At 67.7% G+C, this 15255-nt stretch carries 13 protein-coding genes, 2 tRNA genes and 1 pseudogene; 11 read left to right on the top strand and 5 right to left on the bottom strand.

Translation table 11 applies throughout. The features are described 5' to 3' along the window. Nucleotides 1-374: 374 nt before the first annotated feature. Nucleotides 375-530: a hypothetical protein gene (locus AB0I34_RS00765; protein ID WP_360437136.1), complete on the bottom strand. Its 156-nt coding sequence runs from the start codon at nt 528-530 to the stop codon at nt 375-377. Nucleotides 531-740: 210 nt separating this feature from the next. Here AB0I34_RS00765 and AB0I34_RS00760 point away from each other — a divergent pair, with 210 nt between their 5' ends. Beyond that, nucleotides 741-1370, top strand: coding sequence for an HAD family hydrolase (locus AB0I34_RS00760; protein ID WP_360437133.1), 630 nt, complete (start codon nt 741-743; stop codon nt 1368-1370). 166 nt (nt 1371-1536) lie between these two features. Here the strand turns inward: AB0I34_RS00760 and AB0I34_RS00755 are convergent, their stop codons facing one another. Beyond that, a complete protein-coding gene (locus AB0I34_RS00755) occupies nt 1537-1842 on the bottom strand; it encodes a hypothetical protein (RefSeq protein WP_360437130.1) in 306 nt (101 codons plus the stop codon). 286 nt (nt 1843-2128) lie between these two features. Here AB0I34_RS00755 and AB0I34_RS00750 point away from each other — a divergent pair, with 286 nt between their 5' ends. From AB0I34_RS00750 to AB0I34_RS00740, 3 genes and pseudogenes are all read left to right on the top strand, one after another. Continuing rightward, entirely contained in the window at nt 2129-3712 is a 1584-nt protein-coding gene (locus tag AB0I34_RS00750; protein ID WP_360437127.1) for a hypothetical protein, read from the top strand. Between the two features lie 835 nt (nt 3713-4547). Then, nucleotides 4548-5126, top strand: coding sequence for a histidine phosphatase family protein (locus AB0I34_RS00745; RefSeq protein ID WP_360437124.1), 579 nt, complete (start codon nt 4548-4550; stop codon nt 5124-5126). Nucleotides 5127-5293: 167 nt separating this feature from the next. Then, a pseudogene (locus tag AB0I34_RS00740) lies at nt 5294-5845 on the top strand (transposase family protein); the annotation flags it as partial. Between the two features lie 97 nt (nt 5846-5942). On the opposite strand, the gene AB0I34_RS00735 reads toward AB0I34_RS00740, so the two are convergent. Further along, nucleotides 5943-6434, bottom strand: a complete 492-nt coding sequence (locus tag AB0I34_RS00735; protein ID WP_360438150.1) for a hypothetical protein — start codon at nt 6432-6434, stop codon at nt 5943-5945. A 334-nt stretch (nt 6435-6768) separates the two neighbouring features. After that, nucleotides 6769-6841: transfer RNA gene (locus AB0I34_RS00730), tRNA-Arg, on the bottom strand. Nucleotides 6842-7083: 242 nt separating this feature from the next. On the opposite strand from AB0I34_RS00730, the gene AB0I34_RS00725 reads away from it, so the two are divergent. The 3 genes from AB0I34_RS00725 to AB0I34_RS00715 all read left to right on the top strand — a co-directional run bounded on the left by AB0I34_RS00725 (nt 7084) and on the right by AB0I34_RS00715 (nt 11160). Beyond that, a complete protein-coding gene (locus tag AB0I34_RS00725; RefSeq protein WP_360437122.1) occupies nt 7084-7677 on the top strand; it encodes a hypothetical protein in 594 nt (197 codons plus the stop codon). Beyond that, nucleotides 7674-8951: a hypothetical protein gene (locus AB0I34_RS00720; RefSeq protein WP_360437119.1), complete on the top strand. Its 1278-nt coding sequence runs from the start codon at nt 7674-7676 to the stop codon at nt 8949-8951. The genes AB0I34_RS00725 and AB0I34_RS00720 overlap by 4 nt, the downstream gene beginning before the upstream one ends. Nucleotides 8952-9273: 322 nt before the next feature. Continuing rightward, on the top strand, nt 9274-11160 hold the full coding sequence (locus AB0I34_RS00715; RefSeq protein ID WP_360437116.1) for a phosphoenolpyruvate carboxykinase (GTP): 1887 nt from the start codon (nt 9274-9276) through the stop codon (nt 11158-11160). 84 nt (nt 11161-11244) lie between these two features. On the opposite strand, the gene AB0I34_RS00710 is transcribed toward AB0I34_RS00715, so the two are convergent. Further along, entirely contained in the window at nt 11245-11883 is a 639-nt protein-coding gene (locus AB0I34_RS00710) for a phosphoribosyltransferase family protein (protein WP_360437114.1), read from the bottom strand. 36 nt (nt 11884-11919) lie between these two features. On the opposite strand from AB0I34_RS00710, the gene AB0I34_RS00705 reads away from it, so the two are divergent. From AB0I34_RS00705 to AB0I34_RS00690, 4 genes are all read left to right on the top strand, one after another. Then, complete coding sequence (locus AB0I34_RS00705; RefSeq protein WP_360437111.1) at nt 11920-12333, top strand: PPOX class F420-dependent oxidoreductase; 414 nt, start codon at nt 11920-11922, stop codon at nt 12331-12333. A gap of 4 nt (nt 12334-12337) precedes the next feature. Next, nucleotides 12338-13231 (top strand): LLM class flavin-dependent oxidoreductase, encoded by an 894-nt coding sequence (locus AB0I34_RS00700; RefSeq protein ID WP_360437108.1) that lies wholly within the window; start codon nt 12338-12340, stop codon nt 13229-13231. Nucleotides 13232-13302: 71 nt separating this feature from the next. Then, nucleotides 13303-13392 (top strand) — tRNA-Ser (locus AB0I34_RS00695). 236 nt (nt 13393-13628) lie between these two features. After that, nucleotides 13629-15197 (top strand): LCP family protein, encoded by a 1569-nt coding sequence (locus tag AB0I34_RS00690; protein ID WP_360437105.1) that lies wholly within the window; start codon nt 13629-13631, stop codon nt 15195-15197. Nucleotides 15198-15255 lie beyond the last annotated feature (58 nt).

The following is a 15255-nucleotide window of genomic DNA, read 5'->3' as shown; positions in this document are numbered from 1 at the left end:
CACCCGGGCCTTTGTCCTACCCGCCTGCAAGAATCAGCCTCGAACACCAGCCATCAAGCCGCTACCACAGCGAACGCCGGAGTCACGAAAGATCCGGGCTAGCACCCGCACAAACGGTAATCGCGTTCAACACCCGCACGCTCCACCGCGGTACGGGAATGCGTTGACACCCGGCACGCGGTACTGAATTACAGCTCATCTACCGACCGGGTAGCCGCTCGCGGACTATTGACAGGCTCAGTGAAGGTAGCCGTCGAATTTGGAGGAGGCGGGGGTCGCGGTGCGGGCAGTACCGGTGATGCTCCGGGACGTTCGCCCCATCGCACCTCCCGCACCGCCAGACCCCCGCCATGGCACCAGCATGCGCCTGGATCTCAGCTCATGTCGCCGTACGGCGAACGATTCGGCGGCGACAGGCTAATCCCCTCCGACTTCGCCTTGGACCGGATCGCATCCTCAGACCGGCCGAGCTTCATCGTCATGACACCGACCGACGTGTTCCGTTCGGCCAGTTCACGCAGTTCTTGCACCTGGGCGTCGGGTCCACCCCTGGCCCCTTCTGGGACTGGTGCCAGCCATGGCCTGCTCCTCTCCCGCGAATGGTTGTTGCCTCCAGCCCCAGTACCCAGCCCTCACGCACCGGACAAACCTGGTTCAGCTATGCATCAGGCGCGGCCGTGGCCGCTTTGATGACTTCAGAAAAGGTTGACTTGGCTTTGGGGTTGTCAGAAAGTCTCGGGATGACTGTCAAAGAGCTGGTCTGGGATATCGACGGCACCTTGCTGGACACCACTGCGGTGGTGCCCGCCGCGTTCGTTCGGGCAGTGCGGGCGCTGGGAGGACCCGATCTCGATCCGAGCGACATTGTCGACGCGTACTGGCGCGGCACACCGGAAGTCATTCTGGAGCACCTCGTTGGGCGGCCACTGACGGAGGCGGAGACCGATGTGTACTACCGGGAGCTTGAAGATGTAGAAGTGGCGCCCTATCCGGAGGTGCCCGACACCTTCAGTGCCCTCCAAGCCCAAGGCAGGGCGCGGGCGGTGTTCACCGGTGCCAGTACGCGGGCGGCGGGGATGCTCTTAAAGGCCGCGGGCTTGCCGGTTGACGTGCTGATCGGCGGCGACCAGGTTGCCTACGCGAAGCCGGCACCGGACGGCATATTTCTGGCCGCGAAGAAACTCGGCATCGAGCCCAAGGACGCGGCCTACATTGGAGACTCGCCGCTGGATCTGCGTGCCGCGAAGTCCGCCGGCAGTTTCAGTGCCGCAGCGGCGTGGGGTCATCAGTACAACCAAGCAGAACCAGCAGACGTAGTGCTCACGTCCGCTGCGCGGGCGCTCGACCTGCTGTCCACCAGAGACGCGTGATGCGCCGGATCGTTCAGCCTGGCCGTTCGGGGTCATCGGCTGCCAACAGGATGGGATGTCGTCGCGCCATTCCCTGGTCGCCGCATTGCCTGCGCCAGCCCCGTGATGCCGCTCGATCCCAACCTCCGAGCTTCCCGTCGGCCACCCCAGCGTCTACTTGACGAGTTCAGTGAAGAAATCCGTCAAACTTCGGTTCGTACCGGCTGCCGCCGGGCAGCGCGTTCGGGCCGGGAATCTCCTCGACCGCATGGGTCAGCTCGACGTCGACCGGCCCGACCAGATCCGGAGGCGGCCGGACCGCATCGGGGTCAGTCCGCCGTACCCGGGGCATCGTCTCGCCTCGCCGCTCGCGGATCGGCTGGCTGCCCGAACGGCGGCCACACCACCACGACGACCTGGTCGAGGGCGTCAGGGTTGCGCAGCGGGCAGCACCGGTGGTGGACAGGCAGGTCTCCGCCGTCGCACTTTCCACACCGCCCCGCCATCGACTTCTACAAGTCCCTAGGGGCCAAATCCCAAGACGAATGGACCGTCAACCGCCTCACCAACGACGCCCTATCCGCTCTCGGCAGCTGACAGCGGTCCGCCACGGATGTCAAAAGTGGCAAACGAGCGGAAATGGGGAGCCAGAGCGGCGCCGGTCCGGCAAGATGGTCCGGCACGTCTTCTGGCGCGTGGGGGGTCGGGAAATGGTAGGGGAGTTACGGGCGACGGAGGTGGACGGGGTTCCCGTCTACTGGGTGCCTGGTGAGCGCCGCATGCGGGCAAGTCTGTGGTTCCGGGTCGGGATGGCAGACGCGTCGTTGCCTACGCACGGCTGGCTGCACCTGCTCGAGCACCTTGCCCTGCATGGCCGGGATTCGATCCGTGCACCTGTCAACGGATCCGTCAGCATGCTGCACACCACCCTCGACGTCGAAGGCGAGCCCGATGACGTCGCGGGGTTTCTGCAGCAGACTTGTCGCTGGTTGAGCACTCCGAACTTCGCAGACCTCGAGCACGAGCGCCGGGTCCTTCGTGCTGAGAGCGCCACGCGGCACGCCGGGCCGATCGCCCTGCACCTGTTGTGGCGGTACGGCGCGCAAGGTCCTGGTCTGGCCGCTTACGACGAGTACGGGCTGTACACCGCCGATCCGTATCACTTGCAGTCGCTCGCCGCGCAGGCGTTCGCCCGCGGGAACGCCGTACTCGCGCTGACCGGCCCGCCGCCGGCTGGCTTGCGGCTCCCGCTTGCTGACGGCTCGCGGTGGCCTGTCAAGCCTGCGATGCCGTGCGATCAGCCCTTGCCGGCCGGATTCGCCGGGCCAACAGGCTCGGTCGCACTCTCGGGTGTGATGTCGCGGTCGTATGCGGGCCCGTCGCTGACGCGGGCCCTGCGGCGCGGGCTGGAACGCGGATTCCGGCACGGCGCCGGGGTTGGGTACAGCGGCTGGTCGTCGTACGAGCTGGTGGACGCGGAGAACGCGATGCTCACCGCGGGGATCGACATCCTGCCCGAGGCACGGCCAACGGTGGTCGCGCAGAGCTTGGCGGTACTCCGTCGGCTGCGGGACCGAGGTCCCGACCCGGCCGACCTGCGCGACGACCTGGACCAGGAGATTCGCCGGATCAAGACGGAGCCAGCCGAGAACTGGATGCCGTATCTGGCCGCCCGCGACGTCTTGTTCGGACGCCCGGTGCAGGACCGTGACCAGCTGGCCGCCGAGGCCGACGCCACTACGGTCCATGACGTAGCGCAGGCGGCTCGAGCGATGTGGAGCAGTCTGCTCCTTTCAGTCGATCCTGACGCCACCACCGATCCGCAGCTGACGTGGCTCGCCGGTCCGCCGCGGACCACCTCCGTGACAACCGGGCAGCGCTTCAAGCCTGCGGGCTGGCCGGTTACCAAGGCGGAGCTGACTGTCGGCCGCAAGGCTGCCCAGATCGAAACCCCATCCGGTGTGACCTCGGCGTCGTACGACGAACTCGCGGCCGTCGTCGCCTATCCGGACGGCGGACGGCAACTCATCCGGCGGGACGGCTACCAGGTGCAGATCGAACCGGCGCACTGGAGGAACGGCCATCAGGCGGTGGCGGTGGTCGACGCGGCGGTCCCGCCGGACCTGTGTGTCACGATGCCGGCCCGCGAGCCCGACGAGATCCCGCGGAGCCCTGTGACGTGGCAGCGCAAGGCGGCGTACCTGCTCAAGAAGCCGGAGCTTTGGGTCGCGATAATCCTGATCATCGTGGTCGTGCTGGGGGTAGTGAGCGGCATCTCGCCGTCGGACCTCGCGCCTCGCGGCGCGGTCGCGGTGATCGTCGTCGGCACCATCGTGGCGTTCCGCAATGCAGTCAAGAAGTGAGGTCCCCCCGTCTCCCTTGAGGTGATGAGCTTCAGTTTCGTCTGTGTTTGACGGCGTACATGGCCTGGTCGGCTTGGTGGAGCAGGGGTCCAGGTCGGTGGAGGCGGGCGTGATGGGGACCGTGCCGACACTGGTGGTGACCTTGACATCGATGTGGTCCTTGAGGTCGTGTGCTTAGGCCTTGACCGTGTTCGGCGAGCGCCGCTGATCGGTCAGGTGAGACAAGAACCGTTCGACCGGCGCCACCTGCCGCCAGTCATCGCCCAGCACCGTCCACGACTCTTCACCAGCCTCGAGAGGAGCCACCCGCTGTCCCCGCATCGGCTCTCCCGCCGTGTCGTAGACACCGCGAACCTAGAGCGTCCACTACAGGAATCCGGGACGCTCATCGGTCCGTCGCAGACGTGTTATACACGACCTCTGGCACCTCACATACGCCGTCGAGCACGACACGGTTGGGCAGCTCGCGCACGGCGGCAGCCTCGACATCGGGAAACGGTCGGTGAGGTCCTTGCGCTGCCGCGACCAGATCAGCGCCTGCACGTCTCGCCGCGCGATGACCACCCGGAGCTGACTGAACTTCTCATGCGCCGATTGCCGCTTCGAGCATGTGCCGGACGGTGATGCGATGACAGGTGGCGAGCTGGCGCGTCGGGCACGAACCGTGTCTGGGCGGCGGGTCCTTCCGACGATAAGCACCTGGTTGCGTCGGCTCTTCTGCGCGATTTGGCGTGCCGGATCAGGCGTGCTGGCAAGCGGTTGGACTGCACCCATGCCGCCTATCAGTGGCTGCGCAAGGGACCGCACGCACACATGAAGATGCGAGTATTTCCCAATGACCTCGGGTGAAGTAATCCTGGTTCGCCATGGGCAGTCGACTTGGAATGACGAACGCCGCTGGGCCGGGCAAGCTGATCCACCACTCACCGACCTTGGTAGGAAACAAGCAACCAGGCTTGCTGAACACTGTCGTGGCGCGGGAATCGGCGCCGTGGCGACCTCTGACTTGAGTCGCGCTCGACAGACTGGCCGCATCGTTGCGCAGGCGCTCGAGCTCGCTCCACCAGTACAGCTGCCCGACATCCGCGAACGCTGGAGTAGGACGCTCACGGGGCTGACTGCCGAGGAGATCGAGGACAGGTTTCCGGGCGCGCTAGCTGCGTGGAGAGGCGGGACATCGGCGACCCTTCCAGGCGACAGCGAGGCATTCGATACCTTTTCCGCTCGAGTTGTTCGAGGGCTGCACGCCGCCGCACGCCTTGCCCCAGTCGTGCTTCTGGTGGCTCATGCGGGCATCTTCCGCGTTCTGGGCGATATAACTCGAACAGGTACGAATGCCAGTCTGGCGAATACCGATGGGCGCCGGATCGTAGTAGGTGCCAACGGTATAAGCGACACGGGACCGGCATTTTGATGTTGCCGCCAGAATGGTTGCTCCGAGCCGATTGATACGGGGCGCAGGACCGTCGGCATACAGCGAGGTCTTCTCACCGGGGTTGATGATCTGGGCGGTGCCGTTGTCTGAGGCAACGTTGTGGTGAACGGGGGTGTGTCGCGGGCTGGCTGACCGCGCACCGCAAGGCCCACGACGCGCGCGTGAGTATCGCGACCGGCTACCGGTACCTGCACGAGGCGATCGACGTGATCGCCGCCCACGCAGCCGAGCTGTCCGACGTGCTGGCCGAGGCCGTGCGCGAGGGGTGGGCGTTCGTGTGCCTGGACGGCACGCTGATCTCCAGCACCCGGGTCAGCGCACCCTCCGACAGCGGTCATGACCTGTGGTACTCCGGAAACGCAAACAACACTGCGGCAACATCCAGGTCCTCACCGGCTCGACCGGTTACCCCGAATGGGTCAGCCAGGTCGAACCGGGCTCGACCCACGACATCACCGCCGCCGAAAACACGCACTGCCCGCGCTGTACCCGGCCGCCGCCCACGGCCTGCCGACCCTGACCGACAAGGGCTACACCGGCGTCGGAATCGGCATCATGGTCCCGACGAAGGGCCGCAACGTCAGCCCCGACAACCAGGCCCGCAACACCTTGATCAGCGCCCCTGCGCGCACCCGCTCAAAGGCACATGGAAGGCACTCGAACGCATCACCCTCAACCCCTGGCGAATCCCGTCGTTAGGGGTCGTTGGGGTCGGACTGGGGTCGGGAGCCGTTGACAGCTGGTCGGGGTCTTTCGCGGGCCTCTACACCAATAGAAGGAAAGCGGGCGCCTCCATCATTGCTGCACCTGCTCGATGCAGGCCCGGCGGACGATGCCGGCTAGCTCATCCTCCGTCCGGCTCCATGGATCGCCCAGTTCATCGTCGATTCCCCACAAAGCGCCCAGAGGCTGTTCGAAGACCTCGGAGGCGTACCCGTTGCCAATCACAAGTTCGACGACTTGATTGACGGCCCAGGTCCAGTGGGCCCGGCCGCTGAGATGCATGTTGGCGATGTGGTCGTATGCCACCTTGAGGGCGGCCTGCCTTGAGGACAAAGGGTCAACGCCCGCGTCCGCGAGAGCTGCCGGGAGGAGGTCGCGGACCTCACGGGTGTCCCGTCCACTGAGGCCGGCTAGCTCCGCCAACCACTCACCGTCATAGTCCTGAACGAGCCAGGTGGCCGCCCACATCGGCACGGACTCTGCACGCAGGGTGTCCATGACCAGCCACGCGGCGACGAGGGCGGGTGTCGGCGTCTCCCCATCCGGAGCAATCCCCTGCAACATGGCGCCATTGTGCTCGGGTCGCGCGCCATCGTCATGGGCTTTGCTGGCGCCCTCCGCACAGATCTCCCCCTCGCGTCCTCCCCTCTGGCGTCTCCTGATAGGTCCTGACTGGTCTGAACGGCAGGCGGGAAAGACGCACCGCGACCACCTCCAGGTAGCAGGCCGATTCCGACCCCTCGAAGGCGCGCCTTGGGCGGAGTTCGGCGGATTCGATTCCACGACCTCCGACACGAGCGGGACGGCGAGTGACGTTGGGGTCAGCCGTGGGGGTCAACCACCCTCAGAAACGCGAAAACCCCGGGTCATCCACCTGGCTGACCTGGGGTTTTGTTTGCGCGCTCGGAGGGATTCGAACCCCCAACCTTCTGATCCGTAGTCAGATGCTCTATCCGTTGAGCTACGAGCGCTGGACAACGTCGAGTAACGATACATGGGGGAGGTGGGTGGAGGCCAATCGGCCCCAGGGGAGCCGTACGGCGGGGTCGCGGCGAAGCACTCTGCTCGGCTGAGGCTGGCGGGTTGTGTCAGCGCTGGCGGGATATATGGCGTCAGCGATCGAACAACCCGCCAGGCAGCATGAGCAGAAGCGGGCCGGCCCGCGGGACGTTGATCGGTCACGGAGGACCTATGCGTGGCTATGGTCGCGGGTATGGCGAGTCGACTGGTGCGGGGTACGGCGATCGCGTGCGGAGTGGCTGCGGTCGCGGGTGCGGGATTCGGGTACGCGGTCGGGGAACCGGTGGAGCCCGAGGACATCCTCCCGGCCAGGACGTTGCCGGCCGACGTGTGTGCCCGGATCGGCGACGTGTCCGTGATGTTGCCCAAGGCATCTAGCGGTACGGCGCCCGTCACCATGAACCAGGGTGGGACCGCCACCGTGACCTGTGAGGCGGCGGTCAGCCGACAGCAGTCGAGCAGCTTCACCTCGGCGTCGGTGAAGGTCACGATCACGCCGTACGCCGGTGCGGACGCGGGGGCCGGGCAGCCGCCGTTCAGGCCGGAGCAGACCGCGAAGCGGGCCTTCGACCGGTCGCCGCTGGACAAGGTGCCGGACCGGCAGTACCCGACCAAGTCGGCGCGGACCGTTCGGGGTGTGGCCGGTGAGTCGTTCACGGTCAAGACGCTGGTGCAGCGCGCGGACATCGTCGTTCAGGTCGAGTACACGGCCAGCCCGATCCAGGCGGACGTCGCGGAGCAGGCGGTGCTGGTGCTGGCGGACCGGGCCGTCTGGGAGAGCAAATGAACAGCACGCCGGAGATCTCCGGGTACGAGTTCGACCAGCGGCTGTTGCGGCACCCGCTCGCGGAGCTGTGGCGCGGCCGCAGCTTCACCGGAATGGAGGTCGTCGCGCTCGTGCTGAGCGACGCGGGCGCGAAGGACGCGGTGGTGCGCGACCGGCTGGTCCGCGCCGGCCGGGACGCCGCGCTCGACCCCGAGCAACAGGAGACGCCGCTGTGGGCGGCGAACTTCAGCGCCACGCGCCCGTACGCGATCACGCAACTCATCCCCGGCCAGTCCGGCGCCGAGCGCCTGATCGACCCGCTCGACGGCATCCTCGGCAACGACGAGGAGTCGCTGCAGGCGGTCCGCACCCAGCTCAGCCAGTACGGCGCCCAGCCGCCGACCCAGCCGCCATCCGGCAACGGCTCCGTTCCGTCCTACGCACCCGCACCAGAAACGGAAGCCGCACCACAAGCGGGACCCGCACCACAAGCGGGAGCCGCACCACAAGCGGGACCCGCACCACAAGCGGGACCCGCACCACAAGCGGTGGCAGCACATACCAAGCCCTCGAAGATCGACATCGCCCGGCAGTACCGCCGCAAGATCGGCGGCTGGATCTACCTGGTGGTCGCGGTCATCGTGCTGATCGTCTTCACGGTCACGTACTCCGTCGGCGCCGCGATCGGCAGTTCGGTCAAGGACGAGAAGCCCGACGCCGCGCCGCAGGCCGCGGTCAGCCCGTCCCCGTTCCCGTCGACCGTGCTGCTCCCGGCGTTCCGCAAGGTCACGACGGCGCCGTACCTCCGGCCCGACGGCGGCCCAGGGCTGATCGGCGCGACCTACCCGGCCGGGACCGACGTGCAGGTGATCACCACGGCCGAGCTCCCGTTCGCGATCGGCTGGCCGCGACCGCCGGCGGTGTCCTACCTCGGCGAGTCGTCGACGATCGCCTACCGCCGGGTGCAGACCGATGACGGCGTGGGCAATCCGAGGCTCACGCCGGACCTGCGGATCGCGCTGCATCCGTGCAAGGACCTGGCCGGCTGCCTGGCTGACCGGTCGTCGTTCGACCAGCAGTGGACCAAGGTCTTCAAGGCGCCGGTCCCGGCGACCGCGAAGGACAACCGGACCTGGCTCACGGTGAAGCAGACGAAACCGTTCGCGCTGATGATGACGCGCGCGTTCAGCAGCGGCGGCCAGTGGTGGCTGGTCGGCGTCGCGGTCACCGGCGCACCCGGTGAGGAGCAGACCGTGCAGCAGGTGCTGAACGACATCTGGCGGCAGACCAGCTGATCCGCCGCAAGATCTCCGCAACGGCCCGCGCGACCAGCGCGGGCCGTTCTCATTTTCACAAGGTTCACCGGAAAGCGATTGTCGCGAAAACTTTGTGACCGGGTTCACTTTCTGATGGTTCACAGCCCTTGTGTCTGTCGCGTACCGTAGTACCACTTGCACACTGGTATACGTCCACTGGACACACTGGTATGCGAGAGATCACACCGCCAGCCAGCTGAATCGAACCGCCGGAGACCCCGGCGGCCGACGCCGTACCCCCCTCAGCGTCGAGGGGCCGGGCGGCCGCCGGGCCCGACAGCCGAGAGGGAATGAGCCGCCGATGACGACAACCGCCAGCCCGACCCATACCGAGACCACCGCCCCCGCAGCAGCCACGGACCCCCTCCCAGCCGTCGCCACGCAGTACGACCTGACCGATGCACCGACCCGCCACGCCGGCCTGCTGGCCTGGGTCGCCGAGGTCGCCGCCTTGACCCAGCCCGACCGGATCCACTGGGTGGACGGCTCGGACGCGGAGTACGGCAAGCTCACCGGCGAGCTGATCGAGGCCGGGACCATGGTCCGGCTGAACGAGGAGAAGAAGCCGAACTCGTTCTGGGTTCGCACCGACCCCTCGGACGTGGCCCGGGTCGAGCAGCGGACGTTCATCTGCTCAGTCGACGAGGAAGACGCCGGTCCGACCAACAACTGGATGGACCCGGCCGAGATGAAGGCCCTGATGACAGGGCTGTACCGCGGCTCGATGCGCGGCCGGACGATGTACGTCGTCCCGTTCTGCATGGGCCCGTTGACCGCGGACAAGCCGATGTTCGGGGTCGAGATCACCGACTCGGCGTACGTGGTCGCGTCGATGCGGATCATGGCCCGCACCGGTGCCGACGTCCTGGCCAAGCTCGGCGAGGACGCGTTCTTCGTGCCGTGCCTGCACTCGGTCGGTGCGCCGCTGGAGGCCGGGCAGAAGGACGTGCCGTGGCCGTGCAACGACGAGAAGTACATCGTCCAGTTCCCCGAGGAGCGGGCGATCTGGTCGTACGGGTCCGGGTACGGCGGTAACTCGCTGCTGGGGAAGAAGTGCTACTCGCTCCGCATCGCCTCGGCGATCGCGCGGGACGAGGGCTGGCTGGCCGAGCACATGCTGATCCTGAAGTTGATCTCGCCGGAGAAGAAGGTCCACTACGTCGCGGCCGCGTTCCCGAGCGCGTGCGGCAAGACCAACCTGGCGATGCTCGACCCGACCCTGGAGGGCTGGGAGGTCGAGACGCTCGGCGACGACATCGCCTGGATGCGGTTCGGCGCGGACGGCCGCCTGTACGCCGTGAACCCGGAGTTCGGGCTGTTCGGCGTTGCCCCGGGTACCGGCTGGAAGACCAACCCGAACGCGATGCGCACGATCGAGAAGGGCAACTCGGTCTTCACCAACGTCGCGCTCACCGATGACGGCGACGTCTGGTGGGAGGGCTACTCACCCACGCCGCCGAACCACCTGACCGACTGGAAGGGCCGGGAGTGGACGCCGGACTCGGGTGAGCTGTCCAGCCACCCGAACAGCCGGTTCTGCACTCCGATCAAGCAGTGCCCGATCATCGCCGACGAGTATGACGACCCGAACGGCGTACCGATCTCCGCGATCATCTTCGGCGGCCGCCGCGCCACCACGGTGCCGCTGGTGACCGAGTCTCGGGACTGGGCGCACGGCGTCTTCATGGGGGCGACGCTGTCGTCGGAGACCACCGCGGCCGCGGTCGGTCAGGTGGGCGTCGTCCGGCGCGACCCGATGGCGATGCTGCCGTTCCTCGGGTACGACGCGGGCAAGTACTTCGACCACTGGCTGACGGTCGGCAAGCAGCACGACGCGGCGCGGTTGCCGAAGATCTTCTACGTGAACTGGTTCCGCAAGGACGACGCGGGCAAGTTCGTGTGGCCGGGCTTCGGCGAGAACAGCCGGGTGCTGAAGTGGGTCATCGACCGGATCGAGGGTCAGGCCGACGCCGTCGAGACCCCGATCGGCCGGGTGCCCACCGCGGACGGCCTGGACGTCAGCGGTCTCGAGCTCACCGAGGACGAGCTGGACATCGCACTGAAGGTCGACGCGGAGGAGTGGAAGGCCGAGATCCCGCTGATCGAGGAGTGGTTCGCCAAGCTCGGCGACACGGTCCCGACCACGCTCAAGGTCGAGCTCGACCACCTGAAGGCACGTCTCGGCTGACCGGACACCGGCCGCCGAGTCGGAAGCCGGCGGCCGGCAGCACCGCGGCGCCCTGGGCCACCTCCAGGGCGCCGCGCTGTGTCGTCAGGCCCGTTCGGCGAGCACCCGGCGTACTTCGTCGTCCGTGACCGGTGCGAAGTCGCGGTACGCCTGCCCGACGGCGGCGTAGAGCCGCGGGATCCACACGCACACGACCTCGTCGGCGATTGCCGACAATCGGTGGCAGCTGTCCGGACCACCCACCGGTACGGCGACGATCACCTTGGCCGGACCCTGCCGTCGTACCGCCTCGACCGCGGCTCGCATCGTCGAGCCGGTGGCGAGGCCGTCGTCGACCAGGATCACGACACGGTCGCGTACGTCGACCGGGGGCCGGTCACCGCGGTAGGCCTGCTCGCGCCGGCGCAGCTCGCGGATCTCGCGTTCGCGGACCGCCTCCAGCGTCCCCTCGTTGACACCCCGGAGTACTTGCTCGTTCCGCACGGTATGGGTCTCGTCGCCGACTCCCGCGACCGCACCCATCGCCAGTTCAGGCTGCCCCGGCAACCCGAGCTTCCGGACGATCAGTACGTCGAGCTCCGCGCCCAGCGACTCGGCGACCGGCGCGGCGACGGGAACACCGCCGCGCGCCAGGCCCAGCACCAGCACGGACCCGGCCACCTCGCCGAGCTCAGCCGCCAGCGCCCGCCCGGCGGCCGCCCGATCGGCGTACGGCCTCGTCATATCGCCATGATCTCGCGATATGCGTACGTTGGCCGCATGCAGATCCCGGACAGTGCACGGACAGTGCTGGAGTCCAACGCCCTCGGGCACCTGGTCACGATCAACCCCGACGGCAGCCCCCAGGTCTCGGTGATCTGGGTCGGGCTGGACGGTGACGAGATCATCGCCGCGCATGTGCCGAACAACCAGAAGGTGAAGAACATCCGGCGCGACGGCCGGGTGGTGCTGTCGGTCGAGACCGGCCGGATGAACGAGATGGGCCTGACCGAGTACCTGGTGATCAAGGGGACCGCCCGGATCACCGAGGGCGGTGCGGTCGAGGTACTGCGCCGGCTGGCGAAGACGTACATCGGGGCGGACGCGGAGTTCCGGCCCGGTGACGACGTGCCGCCGGGGTACGTCACCCACATCACTGTCGACCGCATCAGCGGCGTCGGACCTTGGAGTTGAGTGCATGAAGATCGGTGTGATGCTTCCGTTGGGTGGCGAGGACGGGCCTGACGGGGGGATGCCGGGGTGGCGGGATGTGCGGGCGGTGGCCGAGGCGGCTGATCAGAACGGGCTGGATTCGGTCTGGCTGGCGGATCACTTCTTCTACCGCGACCCGGACGGCCGGATGTACGGGATGCACGAGGCCTGGACGCTGCTGAGTGCGGTCGCGGCGAGCACCACCAGGGTCGAGCTCGGGACCATGGTGCTGTGTGCGTCGTTCCGCGACCCCGGGCTGACCGCGAAGATGGCTGCGACGTTGGACGAGGTGTCCGGTGGGCGGCTGATCCTCGGCGTCGGGGCCGGCTGGCACGACCCGGAGTACGAGGCGTTCGGGCTGCCGACCGACCACCGGGTCGGCCGGTTCGAGGAGTGGCTCGAGATCGTGGCCCGGATGATCCGCGGCGAGACGGTCACCTTCGACGGGACCTACCACCACGTCAAGGACGCTGTGCTCGACCCGGCACCCGCGCGGCGGATCCCGATCCTGGTCGCCGGGCACCGGCCGCGGATGATGCGGCTCACCGCCGAGTGGGCCGACGCCTGGAACACCGCCTGGTACGGCGCCCCCGGTGAGAAGGTCGCGGAGCGACTCGGCACGCTCGAGGACGCGGTCCGGGCCGCAGGCAAGCAGGCGGGCTCCGTCGCACCGACCGTCGGCTTCATCGTCCGCGACCCCGACCAGCCGAGCGTCCCGGACCCGGATCAGAACGCCTTCAGCGGCTCGATCCCCGAGCTCGCCGAGGCCCTCGCGGCGTACCAGAAACTCGGCGTCGACCACCTGATCGTCTCCCCCGAACCGATGACCCCGAAGACAGTCCAACGCATCGCCGAAGCCCGCCGGCTGATGAACAGCTGAGGCCGCTTTGCCGCCGGGAGGGTCCACCGGATAGTCTTGGCCGTCGTCGAGTCCCCTGCGGGACCGTCGGAGGAGGCGTCGCCTAGTCCGGTCGATGGCGCCCGCCTGCTAAGCGGGTTGAGGGTAATCCCCTCTCGCGGGTTCAAATCCCGCCGCCTCCGCAGTACCCCCGAAGGCCGCCAGGACTCCTGGCGGCCTTCGTCGTTCCGGCGAACACTGTCCGTGTCGGGGACGGCACTTGGGAGAGTGCGCCGGGGTCTGTGTAATCTGGCGTGCGTCGACGGGGGTCGCCAGCATCACGTCAACCGAATTGCTGATGTGAGCGTCTGAAGTACCGTGGGCCGCTGCACACGCGGCCTGTGGACAGTCGCCACGTCGTCGATCAGGGAACGGAGCCATGTCGCGGAGCACTCGCGCAGCCGGACGGAGGTCCGCGCCCAGAGCCAACCGGTCCCGGCAGCGTTCGCATCGGGCCCGCACGGCGTCGAAGGCGATCGGTCTCACCTTGGTCAGCGCGCTGATCCCCGGCTCCGGGCTGGTGATGGGCGGCCGGAAGAAGCTCGGCGCGTTCGTGCTGACGATCAGCATCGGCCTGCTCGTGATCGCCGCGTACGTCGGGCTGACCCGGCGTGACTCGATCCTGGCGTTCGCGGTGTCGCCGCGGCAGTTGCTGATCGCGACGGCCGCGGTCGTCGTCCTGGGCGTCGGCTGGATCTGGGTCGTGGTCGCCTCGCACAAACTGATCCGCCCGGTCAGCATGACCTACACCGGGCGGCTGGCCGGTTCGCTGTTCGTCGGGTTGCTCTGCTTCGCGATCGCCGTACCGACGAGCGTCGCGGCGCAGACCGTGATGGCGCAGCGTGACCTGGTCGGCAGCGTGTTCCAGTCCGAGGGCAACTCCAAGAGCGCGACCCGGCCGAAGGTGGACAAGAAGGACCCGTGGGCGAAGACCCCGCGGCTGAATCTGCTGCTGCTCGGTGCCGACGACGGGGTCGGGCGGACCGGGGTCCGGACCGACACGGTGATGGTGGCGAGCATCGACACCAAGACCGGTGACACCGCGCTGATCTCGCTCAGCCGGAACTGGATGCGGATGCCGTTCCCGGAGGACTCGCCGCTGCACAAGTTCTACCCGCACGGCTACTACGACCCGGACGGCCCGGCCGAGCAGCCGGAGTACTACCTGGACTCGATGTACGAGAACGTCCCGAAGCAGCATCCGGGGGTCCTCGGCCAGACCGACAACGAGGGCGCGGACGTGGTCAAGCTCGCGGCCGGCGCGGCGCTCGGGCTGGACATCGACTACTACATGCAGGTCAACCTGGCCGGCTTCCGGCAGATCATCGACGCGGTCGGCGGTATCACCGTCAACGTCAACTACCGGGTGCCGATCGGCGGTGACTACGGCGACGGGCCGGGGGCGAACAACGCGAAGAAGCCGTCCGGCTACATCGAGCCGGGCGCGAACCAGGAGCTCGACGGGTACCACGCGCTGTGGTTCGCCCGCGGCCGTTACGGCCTGAGCGATCCGTCCCGGCAGGAGCGGCAGCGCTGCACGATCCACGCGCTGGTGAACAGCGTGAACCCGGCCACCCTGGTGACGAAGTACCAGCAGATCGCCCAGGCCGGCAAGCAACTGCTGCGCACCGACATCCCGCAGGAGATCCTGCCGGCCTTCATCGAGCTCGGGCTCAAGGTGAAGAACGCGAACGTCTCCAACGTCGACCTGGACAAGAGCAAGAACTTCCCGTCCGGCCAGGACCCGAAGTACGAGGCGATGCAGGAGATCGTCGCGAAGGCGATCGAGCCGAAGACCAAGCCGGTCGCCTCCACTCCGTCGAACAAACCGACGAAGAAGCCGACCAGCGGATCGACCAAGAAGACCCCGAACCCCGCCGTGACGCCGGGCGCGACCGAGAACCTGAACGACGCCTGCGCCTACAACCCCTCCCAGTCGGGGAACTGACGGCAGCATCCGGCCAACAGGTTCTGACTCGCCCTTTCGGCGGGAAGGATCGACCGCA

Origin of the sequence: Kribbella sp. NPDC050281 (assembly GCF_040655855.1) — a bacterium.
GTDB lineage: Bacteria > Actinomycetota > Actinomycetes > Propionibacteriales > Kribbellaceae > Kribbella.
The sequence above is the reverse complement of the archived record's forward strand: the minus strand, read 5'-3'. Positions and strand labels throughout refer to the sequence as shown.

Coding starts and splice junctions, on each gene's coding strand:
- AB0I34_RS00700 (WP_360437108.1), top strand. CDS start 12,338: ATGAAGATCGGTGTGATGCTTCCGTTGGGTGGCGAGGACGGGCCTGAC.
- AB0I34_RS00720 (WP_360437119.1), top strand. CDS start 7,674: ATGAACAGCACGCCGGAGATCTCCGGGTACGAGTTCGACCAGCGGCTG.
- AB0I34_RS00760 (WP_360437133.1), top strand. CDS start 741: ATGACTGTCAAAGAGCTGGTCTGGGATATCGACGGCACCTTGCTGGAC.
- AB0I34_RS00725 (WP_360437122.1), top strand. CDS start 7,084: ATGGCGAGTCGACTGGTGCGGGGTACGGCGATCGCGTGCGGAGTGGCT.
- AB0I34_RS00710 (WP_360437114.1), bottom strand. CDS start 11,883: ATGACGAGGCCGTACGCCGATCGGGCGGCCGCCGGGCGGGCGCTGGCG.
- AB0I34_RS00690 (WP_360437105.1), top strand. CDS start 13,629: ATGTCGCGGAGCACTCGCGCAGCCGGACGGAGGTCCGCGCCCAGAGCC.
- AB0I34_RS00750 (WP_360437127.1), top strand. CDS start 2,129: ATGCGGGCAAGTCTGTGGTTCCGGGTCGGGATGGCAGACGCGTCGTTG.
- AB0I34_RS00705 (WP_360437111.1), top strand. CDS start 11,920: ATGCAGATCCCGGACAGTGCACGGACAGTGCTGGAGTCCAACGCCCTC.
- AB0I34_RS00715 (WP_360437116.1), top strand. CDS start 9,274: ATGACGACAACCGCCAGCCCGACCCATACCGAGACCACCGCCCCCGCA.
- AB0I34_RS00745 (WP_360437124.1), top strand. CDS start 4,548: ATGACCTCGGGTGAAGTAATCCTGGTTCGCCATGGGCAGTCGACTTGG.
- AB0I34_RS00735 (WP_360438150.1), bottom strand. CDS start 6,434: ATGTTGCAGGGGATTGCTCCGGATGGGGAGACGCCGACACCCGCCCTC.